This window comes from Marinobacter similis (genome assembly GCF_000830985.1).
GTDB lineage: Bacteria > Pseudomonadota > Gammaproteobacteria > Pseudomonadales > Oleiphilaceae > Marinobacter > Marinobacter similis.
This window is the reverse complement of record NZ_CP007151.1, coordinates 3,771,423-3,784,864: the sequence shown is the minus strand read 5'-3', so window position 1 is coordinate 3,784,864 and position 13,442 is coordinate 3,771,423. Positions and strand designations below refer to the sequence as shown.

The 13,442-nt window shown below is 60.9% G+C and carries 9 protein-coding genes and 2 pseudogenes; 9 read left to right on the top strand and 2 right to left on the bottom strand.

What is annotated here, in order from left to right:
• The first annotated feature begins 245 nt into the window (after positions 1 to 245).
• The 7 genes and pseudogenes from AU14_RS17480 to AU14_RS17450 all read left to right on the top strand — a co-directional run bounded on the left by AU14_RS17480 (position 246) and on the right by AU14_RS17450 (position 9,323).
• Positions 246 to 1,876: pseudogene (locus AU14_RS17480) on the top strand (MBL fold metallo-hydrolase).
• Between the two features lie 85 nt (positions 1,877 to 1,961).
• Complete coding sequence (locus AU14_RS17475) at positions 1,962 to 3,128, top strand: cytochrome c (RefSeq protein WP_201773493.1); 1,167 nt, start codon at positions 1,962 to 1,964, stop codon at positions 3,126 to 3,128.
• 134 nt (positions 3,129 to 3,262) lie between these two features.
• Positions 3,263 to 3,781 carry a (2Fe-2S)-binding protein gene (locus tag AU14_RS17470; RefSeq protein WP_052472115.1) on the top strand — a complete coding sequence of 173 codons (519 nt, stop codon included), beginning with the start codon at positions 3,263 to 3,265 and terminating at the stop codon, positions 3,779 to 3,781.
• Positions 3,774 to 6,080: a xanthine dehydrogenase family protein molybdopterin-binding subunit gene (locus AU14_RS17465; RefSeq protein ID WP_041343027.1), complete on the top strand. Its 2,307-nt coding sequence runs from the start codon at positions 3,774 to 3,776 to the stop codon at positions 6,078 to 6,080. The genes AU14_RS17470 and AU14_RS17465 overlap by 8 nt, the downstream gene beginning before the upstream one ends.
• 275 nt (positions 6,081 to 6,355) lie before the next feature.
• Entirely contained in the window at positions 6,356 to 7,801 is a 1,446-nt protein-coding gene (locus AU14_RS17460; protein ID WP_041343024.1) for a succinylglutamate desuccinylase/aspartoacylase family protein, read from the top strand.
• Between the two features lie 46 nt (positions 7,802 to 7,847).
• The gene (locus AU14_RS17455; protein WP_052472114.1) at positions 7,848 to 8,789 is read left to right on the top strand and encodes a DMT family transporter; all 942 of its coding nucleotides are present in this window, start codon (positions 7,848 to 7,850) and stop codon (positions 8,787 to 8,789) included.
• A 15-nt stretch (positions 8,790 to 8,804) separates the two neighbouring features.
• On the top strand, positions 8,805 to 9,323 hold the full coding sequence (locus AU14_RS17450; protein ID WP_052472113.1) for a hypothetical protein: 519 nt from the start codon (positions 8,805 to 8,807) through the stop codon (positions 9,321 to 9,323).
• Between the two features lies 1 nt (position 9,324).
• Here AU14_RS17450 and AU14_RS17445 read toward each other — a convergent pair.
• A pseudogene (locus tag AU14_RS17445) lies at positions 9,325 to 10,519 on the bottom strand (MalY/PatB family protein).
• Between the two features lie 224 nt (positions 10,520 to 10,743).
• Here AU14_RS17445 and AU14_RS17440 point away from each other — a divergent pair.
• Positions 10,744 to 11,406 carry an AEC family transporter gene (locus AU14_RS17440; protein WP_236744183.1) on the top strand — a complete coding sequence of 221 codons (663 nt, stop codon included), beginning with the start codon at positions 10,744 to 10,746 and terminating at the stop codon, positions 11,404 to 11,406.
• A 14-nt stretch (positions 11,407 to 11,420) separates the two neighbouring features.
• Positions 11,421 to 11,630 (top strand): hypothetical protein, encoded by a 210-nt coding sequence (locus AU14_RS22320; protein WP_236744182.1) that lies wholly within the window; start codon positions 11,421 to 11,423, stop codon positions 11,628 to 11,630.
• A gap of 15 nt (positions 11,631 to 11,645) precedes the next feature.
• Here the strand turns inward: AU14_RS22320 and AU14_RS17435 are convergent, their stop codons facing one another.
• On the bottom strand, positions 11,646 to 13,289 hold the full coding sequence (locus AU14_RS17435; protein ID WP_041343022.1) for a methyl-accepting chemotaxis protein: 1,644 nt from the start codon (positions 13,287 to 13,289) through the stop codon (positions 11,646 to 11,648).
• Positions 13,290 to 13,442: the final 153 nt, after the last annotated feature.

Here is a 13,442-nt window from a genome sequence, read left to right as displayed (position 1 = left end):
AGCATGATACGCGTTTGCTCAGCACTGTTCATCTGGCGGTTGTATCCGCTATCTTGCTAGTTATCCCATGCGCATCTCGCTCTGGCGTATTGGACATTGGATTGGGTTTGCCAAAACCCGCTCAAGCACATCCCTGTGGCGCTTGAGCTTCGCCATCCATGGCTTCGCACAATTTTGGCAAACCCAATCCAATGCCCTCGCTAACCTACTGCGCGCACCCTCATTAACCTGACCTCGGAAAGTTTATGGATATTCGCCCTGCCGCCACTCTGGTTCTCACCCGCGACACCGACAACGGTGTAGAAGTGTTGCTGCTCCAGCGCACCTGGGACGCGGTGTTTCTGCCGGGCTATTTCGTGTTTCCCGGTGGCGCCGTGGACCAGCAGGAGACGCAGGCTCGCAAACATGCGCAGGGGCCGGACGATGCCGTTATCAGCCAGACCATGAGTCTGGACGAGGGCGGCGCCGACTATATGCTGGCCGCGGTGCGGGAATGTTTTGAGGAAGCCGGCATTCTGGTGGCGGTGGACCGGGACGGGCAAGCCATTGGTGGTGATCACGCCGTACACGGCGATCGCGAGTCGGTGTTCAAGGGCGAGCTGAGCCTGGCCGATCTGTGCCATCGCCACGAACTGACGATTCCGTTGGACCGACTGGCCTATCTCAGTCACTGGACCACGCCGCCGGGGCCACCGCGGCGGTTCGATACCCGGTTTTTTGTGACCACCGCACCGGCAGGCCAGTTAGCCAGTCATGATGGCATCGAGACCATTGATCATCTGTGGATCAATCCGGCCCAGGCCCTGGAAGACCATCGCAGTGGCGAGCGGATGCTGGGGCTGCCGACCATTCGTACCTTGCGGGTGCTGAGTGAGTTCGAATCCACCGAGGCATTGATGCGCTATGCCGATGCCAATCCGCCGGAGGCCTTTCCGACCGATCCCTGGCCGGCGCAGAAAAAGGGCCGGCCGGTGACACTGGAGCCCGGAGCACCGGCATACGATGAAGCGGCGGAACTTGATCCGGAGGGCGAAGGCAGTACCCACGCGGAGATCATCCCCGGGCAGCCGGTTGAGATCGCTGCCGGAGTGGTGCGACTGACTGCACCCAACCCCGGCATGATGACCGGGCCCGGCACCAACACTTACATACTCGGCCATGAGCGTTTCACGGTTCTGGACCCGGGCCCGAATAACGACACCCATATCGAGCGCATTCTGGAACTCACCGGCGGGGTTATCGATCAGGTAGTTGTTACCCACACCCATCAGGACCATTCACCCGCCACCAAGGCGCTGAAGGCGAAGACCGGTTGCCGCGTGCTGGGTATCTCGGCTCCCGAGGGTGCCGCCCAGGATCAGACCTTTGCTCCGGATGACGAACCGGAACACGGCGATCTCATCGTGACCGAAGCGGGTATTCTGAAATGCCTGAAGACGCCAGGGCACGCCTCCAATCACCTGTGTTTTCTGCTGGCGGGCCCGGATATGCTGTTTTCCGGCGACCACATCATGCAGGGTTCGACGGTAGTCATTAACCCGCCCGATGGCGACATGAAAGCTTATCTCGAATCCCTTTACGATCTACTTGGTGAATCCGTTCGTATCATCGCTCCGGCTCATGGTTTTCTCATGGCGCATCCGGAAGCGGTGATCGACTACCTGATCACCCATCGTCTGGCGCGGGAACACAAAGTGTTCCGGGCGCTCTCCGACCAGGAGGCCCGCTCCCTGAAGGCTCTGACCGCCAAAGCCTATGACGATGTTCCCGAAGCCTGCACGGGGTTGCTGCCCGATCTGCTCTGGCCCACCTGCTAAAGCTGCAGTCTGACGGCCGGGCTCACCAGCAGGCTGATCAGCACTGGCGTGCCATCTAAAGGTACTGGCCCGCGATTTGCCGGTTTTACCAAAGCCGACTAGCGTTACACGGAAGAAAATTCATCGCACAAACGGGACACGCTCGTGATTAAAAAAATTCTGTCAGGCGTTATCGTTATCGCCGTCGTCGTCGCCTTCCTGATTATCTGGAAGCCCGCCATTGATGAGATAGACCAACCCAGCGCAGACTCCTTCAGCCAGGATCAGATCGCCAGGGGCAAAGTACTGGCGGGACTGGGCAACTGCGCTTCTTGCCATACCAGCGATCCATCAAAACCTCTGGCCGGTGGTGTGGATTTCCCGACCCCTTTCGGCACCCTGTACTCCACCAACATCAGCCCGCACCCGGAGCAAGGTATCGGCAACTGGTCCGAGGAAGCTTTTGTCCGCGCCATGCGCGAGGGGGTTTCCCGGGATGGCTCACATCTCTATCCGGCCTTTCCGTACACCCATTTCACCAAGGTCACTGACGACGACCTGTCCGCGCTGTACGCCTATATCATGAGTCGCCAGGCCGTGGACCACCAGGGCCCGGACAACCAGCTCGATTTCCCGTTCAATCTGCGCATGCTGCAGGCTGGCTGGAAGACCCTGTTCTTCGATGGCGAGCGTTTTCAGCCCGACGACAGCAAGGGGGATGCCTGGAACCGCGGTGCCTACATTGCCGAAGGCCTGGGCCACTGCACTGCCTGCCACTCGCCCCGGAATGCCTTCGGCGCGGAAATCGCCGATAAAACCTACAACGGTGCGGTTGTGGATAACTGGTATGCGCCGGCACTCAACACCACCCACGCGGCCCCGGTGCCCTGGACCGAGGAAGAGCTATACCAGTACCTCCGCTCCGGTGGCTCGAATTGGCATGGCATTGCCGCCGGCTCCATGTCGAGTGTGGTGCACAAGGGACTGATCGAGGCTCCGAATGACGATATCCGGGCACTGGCGGTGTATTTCCAGGACCTTACCGGGGCCGTCGACAGCGATGAAGCGGCCAAGGTGGCGGCTGCTCATGTCCGACAGGCACAGGAAGCTATGGCACCGGATAACCGTACCGGTGAAGAACTATTCACCTCGGCCTGCGCGTCCTGCCATTACAACGCGCCGTCCTCACTCAAGGCGGCTCGCCCGGAGTTGAGCCTGAACAGTGCGGTAACAGCACCCGATCCCGTGAACCTGCTGCGCATCACCCTGCACGGTATCGATGAGCCCACCGGCCTGCGTGGCTTGCCATGCCCGGCTTTAGTAGCGGCCTGAGTGACGCCGATCTGATCGCGCTGGCCCGGTATCTGAGGCAAAGTTCAGGTCAGCCGCCATGGGAAAACCTGGAGCAACACGTACAGGATGCCCGTCAACTCTGAGGGCCAACACATGATTCAAGGAGATAGCCAATGACTATCCAGTTCCAACTCAACGGCGAGGCCATGAGCCTCGACGTACCCGAAGATACCCCGTTGCTCTGGGCCATTCGTGATCACGCCGGCCTGACCGGAACCAAATTCGGCTGCGGCATTGGCATGTGTGGCGCCTGTACCGTGCATCTTAATGGGCGCGCGACCCGCTCCTGCATCACCACGGTGGGCAGTGTCGATGGCCAGCAGATCACCACCATTGAGGGCCTGGGTCAGGACGGCGAGCACCCGCTGCAACAGGCCTGGGTAGATGCCCAGGCACCCCAGTGTGGTTATTGCCAGTCCGGGCAGATCATGCAGGCAGCCACCCTGCTGCAGGATTTCCCCAACCCCACCAATGAGCAAATCAATCAGATCATGAGCGGCAACCTGTGCCGCTGCATGGCCTATGTCCGGATTCGCAAGGCGATTCACCTGGCCGCCGGATCGAGCGAGAGCAGCAGCGCCGGTTCGCCCCAGTTCTACGAGCCCGGCCAGGAGGAGATGAGCAATGCGTAAATTCGCCAAATATCTCGCCAATTCCGCCGCCGAACAGGCATCGGACACGCCCAGGCTCAGTCGCCGGGGCTTCCTTATCGGCGCCGCCGGGGCCGGTCTGACCATGGCCTTTGCCAGCTCGGGCATTCCCGTTGCCAGCGCCGCCAAGAGCATTTCCGAGGGGGCCTTTGAGCCCACCATCTGGTTCCAGGTGCGCCCGGATGGCCGGGTGATCGTTAACATCGTGGAAGCGGAAATGGGCCAGCACGTGGGTACGGCGCTGGCGCGCATTGTTGCCGATGAACTGGAAGCCGACTGGAACGACGTTGAACTGCACTATGTCGACAGCGATCCGAAATGGGGCCTGATGGTCACCGGCGGCAGCTGGTCGGTGTGGGAAAACTTCGACAAACTCAGCCGCGCCGGTGCGGCCGGCCGGACCGCGCTGATTGAGGAAGGCGCCAAGCTGATGGGCGTTTCAGCCGGGCAATGTCAGGCTCGGGGCAGCCAGGTCATCGCCGGTGACCGTGCCATCAGCTATGCCGACATTGTTCGCGACGGCAACATTGATCGCAGCTTCAGCGAAGAAGAGCTGAAGGCCATGCCGATTAAACCGCCCCAGGAGCGACGCCTGATTGGCGAGGAAAGCAAGGCCCTGGATATTCCGGACAAAACCGACGGCAGCGCGCTTTATGGCCTGGACGCAACCGTTGACGGCATGGCGTATGGTCGCGCTCTGGTGCCCCCCACCCGTTACGGCTCCAGCGTCAAGTCCGTGGACGACAGCGAAGCCAAATCGATCCCCGGTTATCAACAGACTCTGGTTCTTGATGACGCCTCCGGGACGGTGCCGGGCTGGGCCGTGGTGATTGCCGACTCTGTGCACGCCGCCAACGCCGCCGCCAAGGTGATCAAGGTGGATTGGGCCGCGGGCAAGACCGCCGACGTGACCGAGCAGAAAATCCTGGACGAAGGCCGGCGCCTGATCGCCGATGACAGCACCGGTGCCCTGGTGGTCAACGAAGACGGTGTCGATAATGCCTTCAGCTCGGCCGACTCCGTGCTGGAACAGGAATATGTCACCCACAGTGTGCTGCACTTCCAGCTGGAGCCGGTGAACGCACTGGCCTTCCAGAAGGACGGCCGCTGGGAGATCCACACTGGCAATCAGTGGCAGTCACTGATTCTACCCACCCTGGCCAAGGCTCTGGGTGAGAAAGAAGACAACATCATCATGCGCACCTACCTGCTGGGTGGTGGCTTTGGTCGCCGACTCAACGGCGATTACTGCGTGCCCGCGGCCCTGGCCGCCAAGCAGCTGGGCAAGCCGGTGAAGCTGATGCTCACCCGCGAGGACGACTCTCGCTTCGATTCGATCCGGTCTCCGTCCGTGCAGAAGCTACGCATGGCCTTTGACAGTGATGGCCAGGTGCTGGGCATGGAGCATCATGCCACCGCCGGCTGGCCAACGAAGGCCATGGCGCCGTTTTTCATGCCCAAAGGCGAAAACGGCGAGAAGTTCGACCCGTTTTCCATTCACGGGGCAGCGCACTGGTACTCCCTGGGGGCCCATCGCCTGCGCGCCATTTCCAACGAACTGGCCAGCGACACCTTCCGGCCCGGCTGGTTGCGGTCAGTCGGCTCCGGCTGGGTGAACTGGGCATTGGAAAGCTTCATTGACGAGGCCGCCCAGAAAACCGGTGAGGATGCCATCGAGTTCCGTCTCAGCCGGCTGAAGGCCGAGGGCAAGAACGCCGGTTCCGCGCCCAACTCCGTGGGTGGCGCCAATCGTCAGGCCACGGTGCTGAAGCGGGTTCGGGAGATCTCGGACTGGGGCAAGGACATGCCTGCCGACACCGGGCTCGGAGTGGCCACCACCTACGGCCAGGAACGCAACATGCCAACCTGGACCGCCTGTGTCGCCCAGGTGCACGTTAACCGGGACAACGGCAAGGTAACCCTGCAGAAACTGACCCTGGTAACCGACGCAGGTACTATCGTTCATCCAGACGGGGCCCTGGCCCAGGTTGAGGGTGCGGCACTCTGGGGCGCCAGCATGGCGTTGCACGAGGGCACGCAGATCGAGCAGGGCGAGGTGCGCGACACCAACCTGAACACTTACACGCCCATTCGGATGCGCGACGTGCCTGAGATCCAGGCCGAGTTCATCAAGAGCACCGAAACTGCGGTGGGTCTTGGCGAGCCGGCAACCACGGTGGTCGGGCCCGCCATCGGCAACGCCATCTTTGCCGCCGTGGGGGTTCGTATGCGCACTATCCCGATTCGGCCAGAGGATATCCAGGCCGCTCTCAAGGCCTGACCAGGCACTATCGCTGGCCGTCGGAGCCCTGCTCCGGCGGCCTTTTCAGGCTCCTCTGTAACAAAATCACAACCAAACTTCGCAATACTTCCACATCGTTCGTCATGGCGGCCGGGTATAACTGGCGGATCTGTTTAAAAATCCACCACCACAGACTGGATTGACCCCAAAACACCGGCATTTCATGAAGGTGGCATTAAACCTTTGTCACAGCTGTTTCATGGCCGCTAAGAGCGCTCTATGCTTGGGCGCATTCTGACGACCCGTGAGGAATTATGCTGTTTCGCAGGCTCTCCGTACTGACATCCACTCGAATTCTGCCCTGGGCGCTGGCGCTTGCCCTGCCGGTTTCTGTTGCCGCTGAAACCGCCGGCAGCGAGGGCGAAAAGACCCCGGAAACCATGGTCGCGGCCCTGGCCGAGGACGAAAGTGTCGAGGATGTCGAGCAGTCGGAGCCACGGGTCAAAGAGCCCGGCGCCAAGTCAGGCTCTGCCAAGAAGCCGCCAACCGAGGACGTTGCCAGCACTCCCAAGCCAGCCTCGCAGACTCCGAACAAGGTCGCACCCAACATCGATCTGAAGGACGTGGCGCCACCGCCAAAACCGTCCCCGAACACCGACTCTGCGTCCGTCACCAAGCCGGCACAACCGGCCGCCGAGGCCAAGGTCAGTGAAACCACGCCGACCGAAGACAGCGAAGTCCGCCCGGGCGAAGAACCGGTAACTGCAGGCACCGAGAACCTCACGCCGGTACCAAAGCCGGCCGAAAGCTTTACCCTGCTGGGTAACGAAATCCTGCCGGGCACTTCCACCCGCCTGGCCTGGTCACCGGGCATCCAGATTGCTGGCCTGTCCCAGCCGACACCGATACTGGTAGTGAACGGCGCCAATGCCGGGCCGACCTTGTGCCTGACCGGCGCCATCCACGGCGACGAACTCAACGGCATCGAGATCATCCGGCGCACCATGTACGACCTGGATCCTGAAAAACTGTCCGGGCGCGTGGTCGGTGTTCCTATCGTGAACCTGCCGGGCTTCCAGCAGGGCAGTCGTTATCTTCCGGACCGTCGTGACCTGAACCGTCATTTCCCGGGCAGCCCCGACGGCAGCCTGGCAGATCGTATCGCCTATTCCCTGTTTGAAAACATCATCCGGCGCTGCAACCTGCTGGTGGACATTCACACCGGGTCGCTCAAGCGCACGAACCTGCCGCAATTGCGTGCAGACATGAACAACCCCGACGTGGCCACTCTGACCCAGGGCTTTGATCGCATGGCCGTGGTGCACAGCTCCGGCTCCTCCGGCATGCTGCGTAACGCCGCCGTTGAGGCGGGCATCACCACCGTGACCATGGAGGCGGGTGAGTCGCACCGGATTCAGGAGCATCAGATTGAGGCCGGTGTAAACAGCCTCACCAGTCTGATGGAGCGCCAGGGCATGATTTCCCGCATGTTCGTCTGGAGCGATCCGGAGCCGGTCTATTACGATTCCGACTGGATCCGGGCCCAGCACGGCGGCATCCTGTTCAGCGACGTGGAGCTCGGCGCCCGGGTCTCCGAAGGAGAAATCCTCGGCTATGTGGCCGACCCGATCACCAACGCCCAATACCCAATCCGGTCCAGCAGCAATGGCCGGGTCATCGGAATGGCAGTGGACCAGGTGGTCATGGCCGGCTTCGCCGCCTACCACATTGGTACAGAGGCAGAGATCCCGGGAGAGTAGTATCCTAGGCACTTTTCTCGAATCCACCCGATGTATGAGTGTGTGAGTGTCTTCAGAAAGCGCCGGATCTCTGTTTAAAACGCCCGGCCTGGCCTACGCCGGGCTGGTTCTCACGCCCCTGTTCTGGGCCGGCAACGCCGTGGTTGCCCGAGGCACAGTAGAAAGCATTCCACCGCTGTCGATGGCGTTCTGGCGTTGGGTAATCGCGCTGGCCATCCTGCTGCCGTTCGGACTGCCGGGCATCTGGCGCCACCGCCAGATCATCCGTCAGCGCCTGGGCTCCATGCTGGCGCTCGCCACCTTCAGTGTCGGCGCGTTTAACTCCTTGCTGTACCTGGCTGCTACCAGCACCACCGCGACCAATATCGCCCTGATCAACGCCACCATTCCGATCTTTGTCGCGCTCATGTCCTGGCTGCTGCTGGGCGACCGCACCCGTCCGCTTCAAGCCCTCGGTATCGCCCTGGCGGTATTCGGTATCCTGACCGTGGTGGCTCGGGGTGAGCTTGCGGTGCTGACCGGACTGCAGGCCCAGCCCGGGGACCTGATCATGGTCGCCGCGGTATTTTCCTGGGGCTTGTTTTCAGTGCTGCTGCGCCGCCAGGCGGTACCGCTGCCGCCACTGACCTTCCTGACCACCCAGATCCTGCTGGGGGCGTTGGTGATCCTGCCGTTCTACCTGACTGATCTGATGCTGTTCTCCGGCGGTTTCCATCTGACCGGCAAGACTGCACTGCCCCTGCTCTACTTCGCCGTGTTCCCGGGCATCCTGGCCTACGCCTTCTGGAATCATGGAGTGCACACGGTCGGCCCCCCGAGGGCGGCCATTTTCATGTACCTGACCCCGGTGTTTGCGTCCATCCTGGCGGGTATTTTTCTCAACGAATCGCTTGGCCTGTTCCATGTTGCCGGCGGACTGCTTATTCTTGCGGGATTGCTGCTGGCGACCCGGGCCGGGCGGACTGCCGCCCCCCACAAGCCGGGCTAGAACAAGGAGATCATTATGTTAAGCAAACGCATGTTACTGCCGATCATGTTATTGCCGATGTTGTTGCTGGCCTTGGGATGGAGCTCCGCGGCGCAGGCAGCACCCTGCGAACCTGACGCCTCTGGCTGGCAGCCTACCCGTTACTACACCGCCGGAGCCGCGGTGTTTCATGACGGACAGTGGTACCAGGCCCGCCAGATTAACGAAGGCAAGGAGCCGGGAATCAGTTTTGACTGGAAGAAACTGAAAGCCGCGCCGGAATGCGACAGCGCCCAAACCCAAAAACAGCAGGCGGCGGAGAAACCCCGCACCAAGACCAAGGGCACTGCCGGCACCGGGAACAGCAACCCCAACCTGTGTCAGCGTCCGGAGCAATGGCGATTCGCCGAGAGCTACATCGTTGGCAGCCTGGCAACCCATGGCGGCATGGTGTGGGAGGCAATTCGCCCCACCAACGGAGATATGCCTGGTATGAAGGAGCCGCCCCATTGGCGCCCGGTTGAGGATCATTGCTCCCTGCAGCTGGACAACTAGCTCAGGGCCTGGCTGCCAAGGCGTTCTCTATCCGGTCCAGCACCTCGGTCAGCACCGACCGGGAACAGCCAATGTTCAAACGCATGAATCCGGATCCCGGCTCACCGAAGGAAATACCCGGATTCATGCCCACGCCCGCTTCCTGCACGAAGAACCGCTTCAACTCAGCGTCGGTCAACCCCAGCGCGCGGCAGTCCAGCCACATCAGGTAGGTGGCTTCCGGGGCCGAGACCTGAATACCGCTCAGTCGGCGATTCACCGCCTCGACCACGTAATCCCGGTTGCCCTGCAGATAGACCTGAAGCTCATCCAGCCACGGCCCGCCATCACGATATCCGGCTTCAAAACCGGCTACGCTGAACGGATTGCACTGGGGCATGTGCATGGTCTGGAACACGGTTTTTAGGGCGTTGCGGCGTTCGACATCGGAAATGACCACGGCCGATAGGCCCAGGCCCGGCATGTTGAAGCTCTTGCTCGGGGCGACGGTGGTGACCACGGCATCGTCCGCCTCGGCCAGGGTCGCCAGCATGGTATGCCGGGGGCCATCTTCGAAGGTCAGGTCACAGTGGATTTCATCGGACAGCACCACCAGGTTGTGCTTGCGGGCGATCGCCAGCACCGAACGCAACTCGTCCTCAGTCCAGACTCGGCCCACCGGGTTGTGGGGCGAGCACAACATCAGTATCCGGGCATCGGCTCGCGCCGCGCACTGCTCCAGATGTTTCAGGTCCATCCGGTAGCGGCCCGGGCCCTGATCCGAATCCGATTCCAGAATTAGCGGGTTCTCAATAACCGTCCGATCGCACTGCCTTATTGAGCTGAAAAACGGCGGATACACCGGCGGCTGAATGATCACCCCCTGCCCGGGCTCCGAGTAGGCCAGACAGGCCGCGTGCAGCGACGGCACCACCGGGTGCCATCAGGATCCAGTCGCGCTCAATGGCCCAACCATGACGGCTCTGGAACCAGTCGATCATGGACTGAAACAGGCTGTCCGGGAACAGGGTATAGCCGTAGACCGGATGCTGGGCTCGCGCCACCAGGGCCTGGGTGACGGCTTCCGGCGCGGCGAAATCCATGTCCGCAACCCACACCGGAATCACCTCTTCGCGCCCGAACACGGCCTTGCGGGCATCGAACTTCACCGAACAGGTATGGTCGCGGGCAACAGGCTGGTCGAATGGGCTGGTCACAAATCACTCCTGGCTGACGGAAACACGGGCTATATTTGCCGGTATTGTGGAGCCACGGCACAGCCACCGCAACAGGGGTCGACTGTGCAGGGAGCGCGGTCGGAGATATGGACCGGATTCCGCTATTGGTCGAACACGCGCTAATAGTGCTTGCCTCAACAGCTCAATACTTGCGAACCTAACCGTTTACCTGACAGCACATCCGTTTCTTGTCGGAGCCATTAATGATTGCTCAAATCCTCTCCACCATGCTGCCGGTGTTCGTCATCGCCGGCTGCGGCGCCCTCTACGGCCGCTACCGGACACCGGACATCCAGGGCCTGAACATCCTCAACATGGAGCTGTTTGTGCCCATGCTGGTGTTTGCTGTCCTCGCCGACCAGCAGGCGCCACTGCAGGAGTATGCCCAACTGGCCCTGGCCGCAACCGTGGTGGTACTGGGTTCGGGCATTATTCTCTATCCGGTGGCCAAGGTACTGAAGCTGAACCTGAAGACCTTCCTGCCGCCGATGATGTTCAATAACTCCGGCAACATGGGCATTCCTCTGCTCGTACTGGCCTTCGGTGAAGCCGCCCTGCCTGCGGCGGTGGTGCTGTTCATCGTCGAAATGCTGCTGCACTTCTCGGTCGGGCTTTATATGCTCGATCCGCACACCTCCATCGTCCAGCGCCTGAAACTGCCCATCGTGTTTGCCAGTATCGCCGGGCTGGCGGTCAACCTTGGTGGCGTGCCACTGCCGGAATGGCTGCTGGAGACCCTGAACATGCTCGGTGGGGTGTGTATTCCGCTTATGCTGTTTGCCCTGGGCGTACGCATGCTGGACGTCGATTTCAGTGACTGGAAATTGGGTATGCTGGGCGCCATTGCCTGCCCAGCCAGCGGCTGATCCTTGCCTGGCCGATGATCGAGCTGCTGGACCTGCCGGGACTGCAAGTCGCCTCACTCTGGGTCTTCGCCGCCCTGCCACCGGCGGTGTTGAACTACATGGTGGCCGAGCAGTTCCGCCAGGAACCCCACAAGGTGGCGTCCCTGGTGTTGCTCAGTAACCTGGGTAGCCTGGTGGTCATACCCATCGTGCTCGGCCTGGTGTTTGCCCAGGGCTATATCTGAGCGGCTAGCCCTGATTCAGGCCTTGATGCGAAACACGCTGACCCGGGACCGCAGCTGACCAGCCAACACCGCCAGGTCGCGGCTGGCGCCTGCGACCTGTTCCGAACCGGCTGAGGTCTGCACCGTGCCGTCGTGAATACGGCTGATATTGCGGTTAACCTCTTCCGCCACCGAGCTCTGCTCTTCAGACGCGCTGGCGATCTGGGCGTTCATATCATTGATCGCACCAACTTCGCGCCGGATACGCTCGAGAGATTCCTCCGCCTCCCGGGTTTTCTCCACCGTCGAGCCCGCCAATTGCCGGCTGCTTTCCATCACATTCGCAGCGGCTGTTGCGCCTGATTGCAGGGTGCCGATCATGTCCTGAATTTCTCGGGTCGAATCCTGAGTTCGGGAGGCCAGTGAGCGGACCTCATCGGCCACCACCGCGAAGCCGCGCCCGTGAGTTCCTGCCCGCGCCGCCTCAATGGCGGCATTCAGCGCCAGCAGGTTGGTCTGCTCGGCGATGGCGTTGATGACCACAATGATCTTTTCGATGTTGGCGCTATCGTCCGACACCCGATGCACGCTTTCAGCGGCCTGCTCCAAGGTCTCCGCCAGCTCCGTGATCGAGGAGGCGGTTTGCTGAACCACCCGGTTACCGCTTTCAACCTCGTGATCTGCTTTCTGAGTGGCTGTGGCAGCGCTGGCGGCAAACCCGGAGACCTCGTTGACGGTCGCCGCCATCTGATTGACCGCGGTCGCCATCTGCTCCGCTTCACTGGCCTGCATCCGGATCTGTTGGCTGTTGCTGTCTGAGGTGGTTTCCAACTCAGCAGAGGCAGTACTCAACTCTTCAGCGGCCGAGCGCACTTCCCGGATGATCCCCGCCAATCTCTCTACAGTATCCTGGAGGGCACCCATAACACTGTCCGGATAGCGGGTTTCAATACTCTGGTCGAGCACGCCGTTGGCCAACTGCCGAATCGCTTCAGACACTTCTTCCGGTTCCGCACCCAGGGTACGCCGTATGCTCTGAATGATGATCCAGGCGATAAATGTGCCGAGCAGCACCGACGCCCCGGTAACCATCAGGTTCAGAGTATTAAAGTTGCTTGCCGCTGACCGGACCGCTTCAACATCTTCAGCAATGGAATCTTCTTTATAGTCAATAAAGGCATTCACCCGAGCTAGCCATTCCGTGTAAGCGCCCGCCACCTGCTCCAACAGAAAACGCTGAGCACCTGCAATGTCTCCAGCCCGACGCTGTTGCAGAAGCTCGTCGGTCAGCTCCAGGGTACGACGCTCAATATCCTTGATCGCTGCCAGCAGCTGTCGCTCGGCTTGCGAAGACTCGCCGGCGTCGAACAAGCGATCCATGGCCTGAGCGTTGTCCCGGTAAAAGTCTTTCAACTGATCGATGTCGTTAAGATGGCGTTGCAGCGCCTGGTCCGAATCCACCAACACCGCATCGCGGATAGCGATCGCTCGGTCGTGGACACTGCCCCGGAAGTTAATGGCGTGGCGCTGCTTGACTGCAGCAACGTCTTCGACGGCGGTCAGGGTACGATCAATGAACCCCACGCGCTGGTTGCCGATCAAGCTGACCACAATCATGAAAAACAAAATTAGACCAAACCCAAGGGCAAGTCGTTTGGCAACGGTGAGCTGGCCAGCCATAAAGTCTCCGGGCACTTTTATTTAGGGAATCTATCTATTCTCGAAAAGTGGGAGAGCAGATCAATCAAATATCCAGACAAAGCCGGCTTTTTACATTTCTTAGCATTGTTGACATGAATATTTACAGTGAACAGGTGCGCCTGCTTGCAAGTC